A 14,999-nucleotide genomic window follows, 5' to 3' on the forward strand; every position below is an offset into this window, starting at 1 on the left:
GCCCGCACCTTACGTCACGGGACTTCACCCCGGCTGCGTGCGTTCACATAGGCGGTGGCGGCGCTGAGCCGCTCCGAATCGGTGGCGGTCCTGAGCGCGTCCGGCGTGCAGTCCCACTCCCGTCCGCCGCCGAAGGGGCGGAGCTGGACGTAGGGCCCTTCGTGCCCCATGACCCTGCCGACCTGCCCGGTACGGGTGTCCACGGCGTAGGCGCCGACGGGAAGGCCCCGGGGCCCGGGATCACGGTTCAGGTCCACTTTGGATCCTCGCCTTCGACGCCGGCGCCGCGTAGCAGCGCGACGGTGAGGCGTGCGGCCGTATCAACGGAACATCCGCCCAATTCGATGCGTGGGCAGGGGGCTTCGCGGGCCCTGGATGTGGGGTCGATCCGCAATGACGGAAGAATAATTCCGGCCCTCGCGAGTGTGGAACGCAATTCCTTCACGGTGTCCTCCGCTTCTTCGACGCATAGCGCCGAGTGCCGCCTGCTTTCAGTCATGACGTGGCCTCCCCTTTCCCATCGGATTTCACGCTTCGTGTCTCGATGATGACGGGTCCGGCCTACACTCGGCAGGAGTCTGCGCCCTACAACTGCGGCGCAGCGGAGGGTGGTTGGCCATGGCCAATGGTTCACGTCAAGCAGCCTGGGAGTTCTTCGGCGCAGAGCTGAAACGCCGCCGAGAGGACGCCGGTTTCACCCAGTCGGCACTGGGGGTACAGGTATTTGTTTCCGGCGGCTACATCGGCCAATTCGAACAGGCCATTCGGAAACCACAGTTGGATGTCGCCCAGAGGCTGGACGAGGTCTTACAAACCGGGGGCTTTTTCGAGCGGATGTGGCGCAAGCTGATCGACGACAGGCGGTACGCGGATTACTTCGCGTCGGTCGTGGAGTTGGAGCGGCTGGCGACGCGAATCTGCGAGTTCGCGCCCACAGTGATTCCAGGGCTTCTGCAGACCGCCGCGTACGCGAGCGCGGTCACAATCGCAGCCAACCCCTTCGTGACCGACGCGTACGTGGAGGAGAAGGTGGCTGCCCGACTGGAGCGGGCTCGCATCCTCAACGACGCTACAAGGCCCGAGTATTGGACACTGCTGCACGAAAACGTGCTGTACATCCCGGTGGGCGGACCGACCGTCATGGCGCAGCAGCTCGAACACGTCGCCGCGCTGATGCGAGAACGACAGGTGGTGATGGCCGTGCTTCCGTACGACGCGGGAGCGCAAGCCGCGATGGCCGGGGATTTGCGGCTCATGGAGTTCGAGGACGCACCCCCAACCGCCTATACAGAGACGTCCTTTTCGGGAACTCTGATCGACGAACCAGCAGTGGTCGCACGGACAAGACGCGCATACGATCTACTCAGGGTCGCCGCGCTGTCGCCGGAGGCGTCCCTGGCCCTGGTCGAATCGGCGGCTAAGGACTACAGACGATGCGCGAGTACGACCTGAGCAACGCCCGCTGGCGCAAGAGCAGCCACAGCAACGGCGAAGGCGGCAACTGCGTCGAGGTGGCCGACGGGGTTCCCGGTGTTGTGCCGGTACGGGACAGCAAGAACCCCCAGGGTCCTGCCCTGCTCATCGGCGCCGAGGCGTGGTCCGCGTTTGTCGCGGACGTCCGCACGATCAACTGACCCGGCGGCTGAATCAGTTACCGGGGCCGTCCGGTTCTCGCGAGATTGGCGGTTCCGGGCCGGGCGTAAAGGGCGCTCCGCTGCGCTACGCGTCGGCTGCGCCGATTCCGCTGCGCTCCACCCTTGACACCCGCCCCTCCACCGCGCGAGGGAAGACGACCGGACGGCCCGGGAGCGGGACTCTCGACCAGGGACGGCCCGTCCTCCGGTCGTCTTGTCGAGTGCGGACTGGTTCGTTTGGGGTGACCGGCAGAGGGTGAGGGGCGCGCGGCCGCTCCGGGGAATGGGCACCGGTCTCGTCAAGCGTCCGCCGACCAGTTCGTCGGGGGTGACCGGGAGAGGTATCGGGGGTGGGAGGGGCAATGGGGCGCGGAGTCGGCGGTCCCTGTCGGCGGGAGGGAAGTGGCGTCCGGCGGCAAGGCGGGGAAGGGCGGCCGATTGGGCCGGTCGGAGGGCGGATTGCAGGAAAGTCCCACGCGATGGGCCGCTGAGGGTGATGGGGGCGGGACTTTCGTGCAATCGGCCTGGAGGGCCGGGGGGGGTAGAGGACCTACTTGGCAAAGTTGCGTTTCGGGGTGAGAGGGGCGCGCAGCGAGCGCGATGCGCCCACCCGGGCCCAGGTGTTCGCCCGCAGGCTGCCTCGGCGATGTGCGACCGGCTTGGAGGGGGGCGGGGGAGGACCTACTTGGCAAAGTTGCGTTCGGAGGGGATGGGGGCGTGCGGCGAGCGCGATGCGCCCTCGCGGGCCCAGGCGTTCGTCCGCAGGCTGACTTGGCGATGTGCAATCGGCCCGGAGGGCAGGGGTGGAGGACCTACTTGGCAAAGTTGCGTTTCGGGATGAGGGGGGCGCGCAGCGAGCGCGATGCGCCCGCCCAAGCTCAAGTGTTCGCCCGCAGGCTGCCTTGGGGAGCGGACGGGGCCGATGTCGACGGCGAGCACCGGTGGCGAGGCCGTGTCCCGCAGCACGCGACGGGTACCGACAAGATCTTGCAGACCTCTCGCAACCTCTCTGACCAGCGCGTCGGCGCAGGAAAGACCGCTGCGGCAACCGCTGCCACACCACGCGGCAAGGCACCGCCCACGACGGCACACAGACAAAGACCGCACCGGACAAACCGCGCCATCACCCCCAACAACCCAACCAGCCCCAACAGTCCCGACAGCCCAGGTAGCTGGTCACCGACCGCGCAGCCGTCCCACCGCCCACCGTCTGATGGACGGTCACGGACCCCGCGACCGCCGACCGTGAAGGCCGGTCACCGACCGCGCGGCCGTCCCACCGCCGACCGTCTGATGGCCGGTCACGGACCCCGCGACCGCCGACCGTCTGAAGGCTGGTCGCCGACCGTCCGACCACAGGCCGCCGTCAGCCGTCAGCCCAACGAGGCCGCTCCACACCCACCGCAACCGGGCCCCCAGCGCCCAGCCCCCAGCCTGGGGCCCCACCCCGTAAGCCTGTGGCTCCACCCCACAACCCTCAGGGCCCACCCCGTACCCCTGGGCAGGCGCACCCCGTAATACGCGCGCCCCCTTCCCCTCCGAACACAACTTTGCCAAGTAGGTCCTCCCCCCCCAAGGGCCTCCGAGCCGATTGCACGAAAGTCCCGCCCCCCATCCCCCCAGCGGCCCACCTCGTGGGATTTCCTGCAATCCGCCCTGCGACCGGTCCAACGGGCCGCCCTTCCCCGCCCCGGCCGCCGATCCCGGTCACCCCCGACGAACTGGTCGGCGGACGCTTGACGAGACCGGTGCCCATCCCCGGAGCGACCGCGCACCTCACCCTCTGACGGTCGCCCCAAACGAACCAGTCCGCACTCGACAAGACGACCGGAGGGCGGGCCTCCCCTGGTCGAGAGTCCCGCCCCCGGGCCGTCCGGTCGTCTTCCCTCGCGCGGTGGAGGGACGGGAGTCAAGGGTGGAGCGAAGCGGAATCGGCGCAGCCGACGCGTAGCGCAGCGGAGCGCCCTTTACACCCGGCCCGGAACCGCCAATCTCGCGAGAACCGGACGGCCCCGGCAACAACACCAACGCAGGACCAGAAAAGCCCCGCCGCCCCCGCACCTCAAAGCTCCCGGAAGTACCGAGCCTCCATCCGCCCCTCGGGCAGCAGCGCCACCTCTCCCATCAGGCTGAACCCCGTACGCTCAAGCACCGCCCGCGACCCCGCGTTGTCCGCGTCCGTCGCCGCCCGCAGGGCAGTCAGCCCGTAGTTCGCGGCAGCGACCCCGCATAGCTGCCGTACGGCATCCGTGGCGAGCCCGCGTCCCGTCGCGCCCTCGGCGATGCGATAGCCGAGTTCGGCCTCGCCGTCCGCCACGTCGACGAGGTTGACCCGCCCCAGGACAGCCCCCTCCGCGTCGACCAGGACGTGGAAGTGGCAGGTCCCGGCGGCCTGTTCCGCGAGGAGCGCCACGTGCCGGGTGTCGAACTCGGCGAAGTACGCGTCGCCTCGGTCGGGGACGGACTTGGCGAAGTACTCCCGGTTCTCGTGCTCGAAAGCGAATAGGGCGGGGGCGTGATCGGGCCGCAGGCGCTGGAGTTCGGGCATGGGCGAACGCTAGCTCGCCGCGTTGACAGGCGAACGCCCGATGCATGTAATAGGGGCGGTGCCGCGTGGCGCCGACCAATGAGCAGTGGGCCGGTCGGCGATCGGGCGAGCGCCCTTCACCAAGGGATCCGCCATGAGTTCATACTCCGCGCCCTGCACATGACGTAGCGCCTGCCTCCGCACGTCATTCCCTCTCTCACTTCACACATCCCGGCAGCGTTGCCGCACGTACGTATGCCGCATGCCATACGCCGCATGCCGTCCGTGCGCCATGCCCACATCTTCCGGAGACTCAGAATCCGTATGCCCGCGAACCGTATGCCCGCGAACCGTGAATCCACGAACCGTGAATCCGCGAACCGTGAATCCGCGAACCGTACGCCCGCGTCTTTCAATGAATCCGTCATCGAGGAGTTTCGTGCCAACGGCGGCAAAGTCGGCGGCCCCTTCGAAGGCGGGGACCTGCTTCTGCTGACGACCACCGGCGCGAAGTCGGGAACCCCGAGGACCACACCCCTCGGTTACGTCCGCCACGGCGATTCGCTCCTGATCGTGGGGTCCAACCTCGGCGGACCCCGGCACCCCGACTGGTACCGCAATCTCCTCGCCCACCCCGTGGTGAGCGTGGAGATCGGGAGTCGGGAGTTCGAGGCTCTCGCAGTGCCTACCGAGGGGGGCCGGCGCGAGGAGTTGTTCGAGCATGTGGTGCAGGCCGAGCCCGGGTACGGCGAGTACCAGGCCCGGACCGAACGGCTCCTGCCGGTCGTCGTGCTGGAGCGCGCCGAGCCGGACGGCTGGGAGCCGCCCCGCGAGATCCGCACCCTCGCCGACAAGCTCATGGAGGTCCACACCTGGTTGCGGGACCAGTTGCGGCAGGTGCGAGCGGAGGTCGAGGCCCATTTCGCCGCGCGCGCGGCTCACGATGCCGCAGGTGACGGCGAGCCGCCGGCCCCCGGCCTCGGGCTGCAGATCCGGCAGCGGTGCCTGGCGTTCTGCCAGGCGCTGGAGTTCCACCACGTCAGCGAGGACGCGCACTTGTTCCCAGGGATCGCCCAGTACCACCCGCATCTGAGCGAGGTCTTCGACCGCCTCAGCAAGGAACACCGCACGGTCGCCCGCATCCAGAACGACCTGGTCACCCTCCTGTCCGGAATCGCCATCGCCCACCCGCAGCGCTTCCGCACCGAACTGGAGGAAATGTCCACCGAACTGAACGCCCACCTCGACTACGAGGAAGACTCAATCCTCCCCCTCCTGACCGACGTCCCCTGGCCTCCGAGCCCGGCTACCGCTGCCGCGCCGGAAAGTACTGACGTGGAGTGAGCCCCGGGGACATCAGCCGCGGATGACCTCCACCGAGTAGTCCCGTGGGTCCATTCGGATGTGGAGGTGCTTTCCCTCCGTCGTGATTCGTGTTCTCGCCTGGACTCCCTCCGGGAGGTTCGGGAGGGCCGGGGTTACCCCGGATTCCGCTCGGACTCTGTCCATCAGCTTTCGCATTTCCTGCGGGGTGGGGCGGGTGGGGAGGTACCAGGCTGTTCCCTTGCCGTAGGGGTGGCGGGTCGCCGTCGGGGTGCCGTCGGGGGACGTGGTCACCGGTTGCGCGCCCTCCAGGTGGAGCTCTTCCGACCAGGTGCCGTCCGGGTGCGGGGCGAACTCCTCCACCCGGAGGCCCAGGAGCTCGCGGAAGGGGGCCGGGTAGCCGCCGAGGTGGACGCGGTCGTGTTCGTCCGTGATTCCGGAGAAGTAGGACATGACCAGGGTGCCGCCCGCTCGGACGTAGGCGCAGATCCGTTCCGCGGTCTCTTTTGATACCGAGTAAAGGTTGGGGATCAGGAGCAGGCGGTACTCGGTCCAGGTTCCGTCTGCCGGGACTACGTCGCAGGCCACCGACGCGTCGTACAGCGGCTTGTGGTGGGCCAAGGCCGTCTCCAGGAGCGTGATGTCCGCGCTCGGGTGCGCGTCCAGTTCCAGGGCCCACCAGTTCGGCCAGTCCAGGAGCAGCGCCGCCTGCGCCCGCTCGGGGCGGGAGCCGAGGAGTTCCGGGTATCGGGCCAGCTCCGCGCCCAGCTCCGTCACCTCACGGAAGATCCGGGTGTCCGCTCCCCCGTGCGGCACCATCGCCGAGTGGAACTTCTCCGCTCCCCCGCGCGACTGCCGCCACTGGAAGAACAGCACCGAGTCCGCGCCGTGCGCCACCGCCTGCCAGCTGTCCAGGCGCATCCGGCCCGGCGGCTTCCTGCCGTTGCGCTCGCGCCAGTTCACCGCTCCCGGCGCCTGCTCCAGGAGCAGCCAGGGCTGCCCGCCCTTCAGGCCACGCATGACGTCGTACGAGAACGCCGTCCGCCGGAGCGAATCCGGATCGTGCGGGTCCGGATACGAGTCGTACGCCACCACGTCCAGGTGCGGGGCCCACGCGAAGAGGTCAAGGGTCTTCGCCACCGGGACGAAGTTCGTCGTCACCGGGATGTGGGGGGTGATGCGGGTGAGGGTCTCCTTCTCCGCCAGGTAGCACTTCAGGAGTTCGTCCGACGAGAAGCGCCAGTAGTCAAGCTGCTGGGCCGGGTTGCGGAAGGAGGGGGCCTTGCGCGGGGTGTGGATCTCCTCGAACGTGGCGTATCGCTGCGACCAGAAGTCCGTCGACCATGCCTCGTTGAGCGCCGCCACCGTCCCGTACCGCTCGCGCAGCCACGTACGGAACGCCGCCGTCGACACCTCGCAGTGGCAGTGGCGCGAGATGTGGCAGCCGTATTCGTTGCCGATGTGCCAGAACGCCAGCGCCGGGTGCGTGCCGTAGCGCGTGGCCAGGCGTTCCGCGAGGCGTACGGCGTGGCGGCGGTAGACCGGGCTCGACGGGCACCAGTGCTGGCGCGAGCCGGGGTGCAGGCGCGTGCCGTCCTCCAAGACCGGCAGGGTCTCCGGGTGGAGGCGGGTCAGCCACGGCGGCGGGGACGCCGTCATCGTGGCGAGGCTGACCGCCACGCCCGCCTCGGCCAGGCGGTCCATGTGGCCGTCCAGCCAGGTGAAGTCGTACGAGCCGGGGGCCGGTTCCGTCTTCGCCCAGGAGAAGATGCCGAGCGTCACGAGGTTCACCCCCGCCTCGCGCATCAGCTCGGAGTCCTCGGCGTGGACTTCGGGGCCCCACTGCTCGGGGTTGTAGTCACCCCCGTACCCCAGCGACGACACTCGGTCATAAAAGTGACTCAGTCTCATCCCACGCCCCGTCGTCCTCATCCCGTGCCCCGTGATCCTCGTCCCGCGCCCCGTCATCCTCAGCCCACACCCCTCGCACCCTGCTCGGACCGCGCCGCGATCCCCCGGAAGTGATCCGCCATCGCCCGCTGGGCCCGCTCCACGTCCCGCGCCCGCAGCGCCGTCACGATGTCCCGGTGCCTGCGCACCGTCACGTCCGGCGCCGGGTCACGCGCCCAACCCCGCGCCCCCGCCACCCGGTTGAAGACGTTCCAGAAGGCGCCGAGAAGCTGCGGCACCAGCTCGTTGCCCAGCGAGCGGTACAGCGTCTCGTGGAACTCGCGGTCCAGCTCCGGGAAGGCCGAGCCCCCGCCCGCCGACTCCTCCATCTTCAGCACCAGGGACTCCAGCCGGCTCAGCTCCTCGTCCGTGAGCCGCACCGCCACCCGGCGCACCAGGCCCTCCTCAAGGACCTCCCGCACCTGAAGGATCTCCGCCAACGCATGCGTGTCGTCACCCAGTTGGACCAGCGCGCGGAAAGTGAGTCCGTCGGCCAGCGGCGTCAGCGACGCCTGGCCCACATACGTCCCGTAGCCGTGTCTGATCTCCACTATGTCCAGGGCCTGGAGGGCTTTGAGCGCCTCGCGCACCGAGTTCCTGCTGACCCCCAGCTCTTCCATCAGCTCGGCCTCGGTGGGCAGCAAAGCGCCCGGCCGCAGCCTTCTGTCGAGGATCAACTGCATGATGGCGCGCTGGACTTGGCTGCCCACACGCCGTGCACGGACTGGCTCCTGAGGCATGCGGCACATCGTAGGCACGGATGACATCCCACGTCCCACCTCCGGGCCAACATCGTTTGCGGGCAGCCGGATTCGGATCCGTGCGCGATCTCTTGACCGGCCTTCGCGGCGCTCTTATGGTCACCACGCCACTACGACGTAGGACGTGGGATCTCTCAAGGGAGACACAGTGAGCGACGACAAGACCCGCATCGGCCCCGCCGGACCCGCCCCCGACCGCCGGTCCTTCCTCAAGTACACCGGTGCGCTGGGCGCGGCCGCCGCCATCACCACCACGCTCTCCGCCTGCTCGTCGGGGCCCGAGTCCACGAACGAGGCCGGAGGGGGCGGCGGCAAGGGCGGCGACTCCACGCTCACCGCCGTCATCGGCTATGGAAACGACGGCAGTTGGGACCCGACGCAGACCGCGTCCGCCTTCGCGATGGCCGGCAACGAACACATCTACGAGGGGCTCCTCAACACCGACCCCATCACCCGCGAGCCGTACGCCGCGCTCGCCACGGAGATCCCCGCCGACGACAAGGCGACCACCTGGAAGTTCACGCTGCGGCCCGGCGCCAAGTGGCACGACGGGAAGCCCGTCACCGCCGATGACGTCGTTTTCGTCTTCGACCGGATCCTGGATCCGAAGACGCAGACCCTGGCCAAGGGCTTCTTCGAGAGCTGGCTGAAGGGGGTCAAGAAGGTCGACGCGACCTCCGTCGAGCTCACCCTGAAGTTCCCCTTCCCGGACGGCCTCGCCCGGCTCTCCCTCGCCAAGATCATGCCGAAGCACGTCTTCTCCAAGCCCGGCGCCTGGGACGAGGCGACCAAGGGCAAGGCGATCGGCTCGGGACCGTACAAGCAGGCGTCGCACCACCCGAAGTCGAACACCACCTTCGAGGCGTTCGGCGACTACAACGGCCCGCGCAAGGCCGCCTTCAAGAAGATGAACTGGCTGACCATCGTGGACGCGGCGCCCCGCGTCGCGAAGATCTCCGGCGGCAGCGCGGACTCGGAGATCTCGGACAACATCCCCTACGCCAACATCGAGCAGCTGACCAAGGGCGGGCTCACCGTCGAGGGCGGGGCGGGGATGAACAACCTGTTCCTGATGTTCAACACCGCGCACAAGCCCTTCGACGACGTACGCGTACGCCAGGCCCTGCACTACGCCATCGACACCGAGAAGATGATCGAGGTCGCGCTCAAGGGCCACGGCAAGGCGTCGACCTCGTTCCTCAACGAATCGAACCCCTCCTACCGGCCCGCGAAGACGGTCTACGCGTACGACCCGAAGAAGGCGAAGGCGCTCCTGAAGGAGGCCGGGGTCAAGGATCTGTCGATCAACCTCATGGCGGTGAACGTGAGTTGGATCGTCGACTGTCTGCCGACGATCAAGGCCTCGTGGGACGCGATCGGCGTCAAGACGACCCTGGACCCGCAGGAGACCACGGCCGTCTTCACCAAGATGGACCAGAAGAAGGACTACCAGATCGTCGCGGCCGCATCGAACCCCAACCAGTTCGGCATCGAGGCCGACCTGATCATGCATTACAACTACGGCCCCGAGAACCTGTGGATGGGCTACGCCCGCTGGGCGGACGACTCCGTCGCCAAGAAGCTGTTCAAGGACATGGACCAGGCGACGCGCGAGCCGGACGCGGCCAGGAAGAAGGCCATGGTCCAGGACTACATCGACACCGTCGCCGAACAGGCGGTGATCTACCCGGTGGTGCACAACGAGCTGATGACCGCCTGGGACCCGAAGAAGCTCACCGGCATCAAGGCCCAGCCCTACCCCGGCATCAATCTGCTCCAGGCCAAGTGGGCCGACTAGCCCCCGCCAGATCATCGGGAGTCGTACGACGTGACCGCGATCCTCAGAATCCTGGCCCGCCGCCTCGCCCTGCTCGTCCCGCTGCTGCTCGGCATCGTCCTGTTCGTCTTTCTCGTGATGCGGTTCTCGGACATCGATCCGGCGTCGGCGTTCTTCCAGGGCGCCAATCCGACACCGGAGCAGCTGCACGAGTTCCGTGAGGAGAACGGCCTGCTCGATCCGCTGCCGGTGCGCTATGTCGCCTTCGTCGGCGATCTGGTCCAGGGCGACATGGGCATCAGCGTGCTCACCCGCTCACCGGTGGTGGACCAGGTGACCACCGCGCTTCCGCTCACCCTCCAGCTGACCTTCATGGGACTCGGCATCGCCGTGGTCATCTCAGCTCTGCTGGGCGTGACCGCGGCGATCTACCGCGACCGGCTGCCCGACCAGCTCATCCGCGTCATCTCGCTGACCGGAGTGGCGGCGCCCGGCTTCTGGCTGGCGCTGCTCATGATCCAGTACCTGGCGGTGGAGGCGGGCTGGTTCCCGACCGGCGGTTACGTGAACCCCGGCGACTCCTTCACCGGCTGGCTCAAGACGATGACGCTCCCCGCCCTCGCGCTCTCCCTGCCCGTGGCCGCCGGGCTCACCCGCATCATCCGTACGGCCGTGGTCGAGGAGCTCGACAAGGACTACGTACGGACGGCCATCGGCAGCGGCCTGCCGCCGGTCGTGGTCGTCGGCCGCAACGTCCTGCGCAACGCCCTCATCAATCCGCTGACCGTGCTCGGCCTGCGCGTCGGCTATCTGCTGGGCGGCGCGGTCGTCATCGAGACGATCTTCTCGCTGCCCGGCATGGGGAAGCTGATGATCGACGCCGTGAAGAACGGCGACCCGGCCGTCGTGCAGGGGGTCGTCATCACGACGGCCGTCGGGTTCGTGGTCGTGAACCTGGTCCTCGACATCCTCCATCTGCTGGTCAATCCGCGTCTGAGAGGGGCCGCCTGATGATCATGTCTCGCAAGGCCGCGACCGAGCGGCTCGCGCGGCCAGGCATCCGGCTGCGGTCACTGAGCCGCCTTCCGCTGCTCTCCCGCATCGCGGTGGGCGTCGTCGGCGTGGTCGTCCTGGTGGCGCTCTTCGCGCCGCTGCTCGCCCCGCACGACCCGCTCGACCAGCAGCCGCAGGTGGACGGCACGGGACATCCGTCGGCCGAGCACTGGATGGGGCAGGACAGCCTCGGCAGGGACATCCTCAGCCGGCTGATGTACGGGGCGCGCTGGTCCCTGGCGATCGGGCTCGGGGCGACGCTGCTCGCCCTGCTCGTCGGCGCGGTGCTCGGCGCGATCGCGGCGACCTCGCGCAAGGCGGTCGACGAGTCGCTGATGCGGTGCCTGGACATCGTCATGGCGTTCCCCGGAATCGCGCTCGCGGCCGTGCTCGTGGCGGTCTTCGGAGGCGGCATCACCGTCCTGATCTGCGCCATCGCGTTCCTGTTCACGCCGCCGATCGCGCGGGTCGTACGCGCGAACGTGATGGATCAGTACGGCGAGGACTACGTGGTCGCCGAACGCATCGTGGGCGCCCGCACCCCGCACATCCTGGTCAAGCACGTGGCCATCAACTGCGCCGCGCCGATCCTGGTGTTCTGCACGGTGCAGGTCGCCGAGGCCATCGTCTTCGAGGCCTCGCTGTCCTTCATCGGCGCGGGCGTACGGCCTCCGGACCCGTCCTGGGGCAGCGTCATCGCCGACGGCAAGAACATGGTGCTGCTCGGCGGCTGGTGGGCGACGGTCTTCCCCGGCCTCCTGATGCTGGTCACGGTCCTGGCCCTGAACATCCTCTCCGAGGGCGTCTCGGACGCGTGGGCGGCGCCCGCGACGCGCGACATGCCGGGCGCGGCCCGCACAGAGGACCGCGTGGACCGTCTCGAGGCGCCGGAGCCGGGCAGCGGCAAGGTCCTGGAGCTGCCGGGCCTGACGGAGGCGGCCCGGCGGCTGCGCTCGCGCGCACGCCCCCTGCCTCAGGGAGAGCCGGTCCTTGACGTCTCCGACCTCGCGATCGGTTTCGACGCCCGGCACGGCGGCGTCGACATCGTCGACGGCATCAGTTTCCACGTACGGCCCGGTGAAGTCCTGGGCCTGGTGGGCGAATCGGGCTGCGGCAAATCACTGACCGCGCTGACGGTGATGGGCCTGGAGCCCAAGGGCGCCCGGATCAGCGGCAAGGTGACGTTCGACGGCGAGCAGCTGCTCGGGATGCCGATGCGCGCCCGCAGGCGGCTCCTGGGTCACGACATGGCGATGATCTACCAGGACGCCCTGTCGTCGCTGAACCCCGCGATGACGGTCCGCGCCCAGCTCAAGCAGGTCGTACGAAGAGGGGGGCGCCGCACGTCGGTCGAACTCCTCGAACTGGTCGGCCTCGACCCGGACCGCACCCTGCGCAGCTACCCGCACGAGCTCTCCGGCGGCCAGCGCCAGCGCGTCCTGATCGCGATGGCGCTCTCCCGCGACCCGAAGCTGATCGTCGCGGACGAGCCGACGACGGCTCTGGACGTCACGGTGCAGGCGCAGGTCATCCAGCTCCTCCTGCGGCTGCGCGAGGAGCTCGGCTTCGCCCTGATCCTCGTCTCGCACGACCTGGCCCTGGTCGCGGACGTCACCGACCGGGTGGTGGTGATGTACGGGGGCCAGATCGTCGAGACGGGCGTGACGGCGGACCTCGTCGAGGCGCCCTCGCACCACTACACGCGCGGCCTGCTCGGCTCGGTGCTTTCGCTCGAATCGGCGGCGGAACGCCTGACCCAGATCAAGGGCGTCGTGCCCTCTCCGGCCGACTTCCCCGCGGGCTGCCGTTTCGCGGACCGCTGCCCGCTCGCGAGCGAGGTCTGCCGCACGACGGCGCCCGGACTCGTCGGCCCGTCAGGGCACTCCGTCGCCTGCCACCACCCGGCGGAGCAGCCGCCGGGAGTGCCGGAACCCAGAGGAAGCGAGGCCCTCAAGTGACGACCTCCGCGGAAGACCTGATCGCCCTCTCGGACGCGCACGTCGTGCACCGGGCACGCTCGGGCGGCCTGCTCTCGCGTGACCGGGTGTACGCCCTGACCGGCGCCGATCTGACCATCGCGCCCGGCGAGACCGTGGGCGTGGTGGGCGAGTCGGGCTGCGGCAAGTCGACGCTCGCGAAGGTACTCGTGGGCGTCCAGCGCCCCACGGCCGGCACGGTGTCGTTCCGGGGGCAGGACCTGTGGTCGATGCGGCCCGCCGAGCGGCGGGCCGCGATCGGCAGGAACACCGGCATGATCTTCCAGGACCCGTCGACGGCACTGAACCGCAGGCTGACGGTGCGCCAGATCCTCCGCGACCCCCTGGATGTCCACAGGATGGGGACAACGGCCCAACGCGACCAGCGGGTGCGCGAGTTGATGTCGCTGGTGGGCCTCCCCAAAGTCCTGGCGGACGGGCTGCCCGGCCAGCTGTCGGGCGGGCAGCGCCAGCGGGTGGCGATCGCACGGGCGCTGGCGCTCGAACCGGATCTCGTGGTGGCCGACGAGCCGACGAGCGCGCTCGACGTCTCCGTGCGCGCCCAGATCCTCAACCTCCTCCTGGACCTGAAGGAACGGCTCGGTCTGGCCCTGGTGTTCGTCTCGCACGACATCCAGACCGTACGCAGGATGAGCGACCGGGTCATCACGATGTACCTGGGCAGAATCGTGGAGGAGTCCCCGGCCCAGGAGATCCTGGACCGGGCACGCCACCCCTACACACGCGCGTTGTTCTCCGCGACGCCCGGACTCCTGGACCCCATCGACCCGATCCCGCTCGTCGGCCCCGTGCCGTCGGCCACCCGGCCGCCGAGCGGCTGCCCGTTCCGTACGAGGTGCTGGAAGGCGGACGAAGCGTGCGCCGCCGCCATGCCCGACTTCGCGTCGACGGAAGGGTCAGGACACCGCTACCGCTGCCACCACCCCGTGCGGGACGGCCAGTCCACGCGCGAGCTAGTGATCCAGTCCGCCGCCACGGACGCGAGCCCCAGGGAGAATCCATGACCATGCCCACCCCGCTGACCGGTGTCGTACCGCCCGTCTGCACTCCCCTGACACCGGAGCGCGAGGTGGACACGGCATCCCTGGTGCGGCTGGTCGACCACCTCGCCTCGGGCGGGGTGGACGGCCTGTTCGTGCTCGGTTCGTCGTCGGAGACGGCGTACCTGACGGACGGGCAGCGGAAGGTCGTGATCGACACGGTGGTCGGTCACGTGGGCGGCCAACTCCCCGTCCTCGCGGGGGCGATCGACATGACGACGCCACGGGTCCTCGACCAGGTCCGCGCGGTGACGGCCGCCGGGGCGGACGGGGTGGTGGTGACGGCCCCCTTCTACACGCGCACGCACCCGGCGGAGGTGGCGCGGCACTTCCGCCTGGTGGCGGCGGGCTCTCCGGTACCGGTCTTCGCGTACGACCTCCCTGTCTCGGTCCACTCCAAACTGACCGCGGAGCTGGTCCTGGACCTCGCCGCGGAGGGGGTCATCGCCGGGTTGAAGGACTCCAGCGGGGACGAGGGGAACTTCCGCGATGTGGTGCTCGGGGCGCGGGGGAGGGCGGATGTGTCGGGGTTCAGCGTCCTGACGGGGTCGGAGACGATGGTGGACGCGGCGCTGGGGTTGGGTGCGGACGGGGTGGTTCCGGGGCTGGGGAACGTGGACCCGGAGGGGTACGCGCGGCTCTATCGCCACTGCCGGGAGGGCGAGTGGGCGATGGCCAGGGCCGAGCAGGAGCGGCTGTGCGGGCTGTTCGGGATGGTGCGGGTGGGGGCCGCGGCGGGGCGGATGGGGGGTAGTTCGTCGGCGCTGGGGGCGTTCAAGGCGGCGCTCTGCCTTCGGGGGGTGATTGCCTGTGCGGCGACCGCTGAGCCACAGGTGCCGTTGTCCTCCGGGGAGGTCGAGCGGGTGGGCAAGTTCTTGGCGGGGGCGGGGTTGTTGTAGGGGCGGCCCCTGCGGGGATTGCCCCGCAAGGATTGCCC

General features: G+C 69.3%; 13 protein-coding genes. 8 read left to right on the forward strand and 5 right to left on the reverse strand.

Annotated elements, in window-relative coordinates; translation table 11 throughout:
- Positions 1-14 precede the first annotated feature (14 nt).
- Together ABZ906_RS17245 and ABZ906_RS17250 are read right to left on the reverse strand one after the other, a co-directional pair.
- Entirely contained in the window at positions 15-251 is a 237-nt protein-coding gene (locus tag ABZ906_RS17245) for a hypothetical protein (RefSeq protein ID WP_361189713.1), read from the reverse strand.
- Positions 248-499 carry a hypothetical protein gene (locus tag ABZ906_RS17250; RefSeq protein WP_361189213.1) on the reverse strand — a complete coding sequence of 84 codons (252 nt, stop codon included), beginning with the start codon at positions 497-499 and terminating at the stop codon, positions 248-250. The genes ABZ906_RS17245 and ABZ906_RS17250 overlap by 4 nt, the downstream gene beginning before the upstream one ends.
- Positions 500-618: 119 nt before the next feature.
- On the opposite strand from ABZ906_RS17250, the gene ABZ906_RS17255 reads away from it, so the two are divergent.
- Both ABZ906_RS17255 and ABZ906_RS17260 read left to right on the forward strand, forming a co-directional pair.
- On the forward strand, positions 619-1,452 hold the full coding sequence (locus ABZ906_RS17255) for a helix-turn-helix transcriptional regulator (RefSeq protein WP_361382826.1): 834 nt from the start codon (positions 619-621) through the stop codon (positions 1,450-1,452).
- A complete protein-coding gene (locus ABZ906_RS17260) occupies positions 1,434-1,634 on the forward strand; it encodes a DUF397 domain-containing protein (protein ID WP_361382829.1) in 201 nt (66 codons plus the stop codon). The genes ABZ906_RS17255 and ABZ906_RS17260 overlap by 19 nt, the downstream gene beginning before the upstream one ends.
- A gap of 2,062 nt (positions 1,635-3,696) precedes the next feature.
- Here ABZ906_RS17260 and ABZ906_RS17265 read toward each other — a convergent pair.
- A complete protein-coding gene (locus ABZ906_RS17265; protein ID WP_361382832.1) occupies positions 3,697-4,182 on the reverse strand; it encodes a GNAT family N-acetyltransferase in 486 nt (161 codons plus the stop codon).
- Between the two features lie 303 nt (positions 4,183-4,485).
- Here ABZ906_RS17265 and ABZ906_RS17270 point away from each other — a divergent pair, with 303 nt between their 5' ends.
- Positions 4,486-5,505 carry a nitroreductase/quinone reductase family protein gene (locus ABZ906_RS17270; protein WP_361382835.1) on the forward strand — a complete coding sequence of 340 codons (1,020 nt, stop codon included), beginning with the start codon at positions 4,486-4,488 and terminating at the stop codon, positions 5,503-5,505.
- Positions 5,506-5,517: 12 nt separating this feature from the next.
- On the opposite strand, the gene ABZ906_RS17275 is transcribed toward ABZ906_RS17270, so the two are convergent.
- Together ABZ906_RS17275 and ABZ906_RS17280 are read right to left on the reverse strand one after the other, a co-directional pair.
- Entirely contained in the window at positions 5,518-7,395 is a 1,878-nt protein-coding gene (locus tag ABZ906_RS17275; RefSeq protein ID WP_361382838.1) for a beta-galactosidase, read from the reverse strand.
- Between the two features lie 59 nt (positions 7,396-7,454).
- Entirely contained in the window at positions 7,455-8,183 is a 729-nt protein-coding gene (locus tag ABZ906_RS17280) for a FadR/GntR family transcriptional regulator (protein ID WP_361383263.1), read from the reverse strand.
- 160 nt (positions 8,184-8,343) lie between these two features.
- Here ABZ906_RS17280 and ABZ906_RS17285 point away from each other — a divergent pair, with 160 nt between their 5' ends.
- Genes ABZ906_RS17285 through ABZ906_RS17305 form a run of 5 tightly spaced genes read left to right on the forward strand, consistent with a single transcriptional unit; the run spans position 8,344 to position 14,961 of the window.
- On the forward strand, positions 8,344-9,993 hold the full coding sequence (locus ABZ906_RS17285) for an ABC transporter substrate-binding protein (RefSeq protein ID WP_361382841.1): 1,650 nt from the start codon (positions 8,344-8,346) through the stop codon (positions 9,991-9,993).
- Positions 9,994-10,023: 30 nt separating this feature from the next.
- Entirely contained in the window at positions 10,024-10,983 is a 960-nt protein-coding gene (locus ABZ906_RS17290) for an ABC transporter permease (RefSeq protein ID WP_361382844.1), read from the forward strand.
- Positions 10,983-12,983 (forward strand): dipeptide/oligopeptide/nickel ABC transporter permease/ATP-binding protein, encoded by a 2,001-nt coding sequence (locus ABZ906_RS17295; RefSeq protein WP_361382847.1) that lies wholly within the window; start codon positions 10,983-10,985, stop codon positions 12,981-12,983. The genes ABZ906_RS17290 and ABZ906_RS17295 overlap by 1 nt, the downstream gene beginning before the upstream one ends.
- Complete coding sequence (locus ABZ906_RS17300; RefSeq protein ID WP_361382850.1) at positions 12,980-14,026, forward strand: ABC transporter ATP-binding protein; 1,047 nt, start codon at positions 12,980-12,982, stop codon at positions 14,024-14,026. The genes ABZ906_RS17295 and ABZ906_RS17300 overlap by 4 nt, the downstream gene beginning before the upstream one ends.
- The gene (locus ABZ906_RS17305; protein ID WP_361382853.1) at positions 14,023-14,961 is read left to right on the forward strand and encodes a dihydrodipicolinate synthase family protein; all 939 of its coding nucleotides are present in this window, start codon (positions 14,023-14,025) and stop codon (positions 14,959-14,961) included. Before ABZ906_RS17300 ends, ABZ906_RS17305 begins: the two co-directional genes overlap by 4 nt.
- Positions 14,962-14,999 lie beyond the last annotated feature (38 nt).

The sequence above is a fragment of the Streptomyces sp. NPDC046925 genome, assembly GCF_040644915.1.
In the GTDB taxonomy this organism is placed as follows: Bacteria; Actinomycetota; Actinomycetes; order Streptomycetales; family Streptomycetaceae; genus Streptomyces.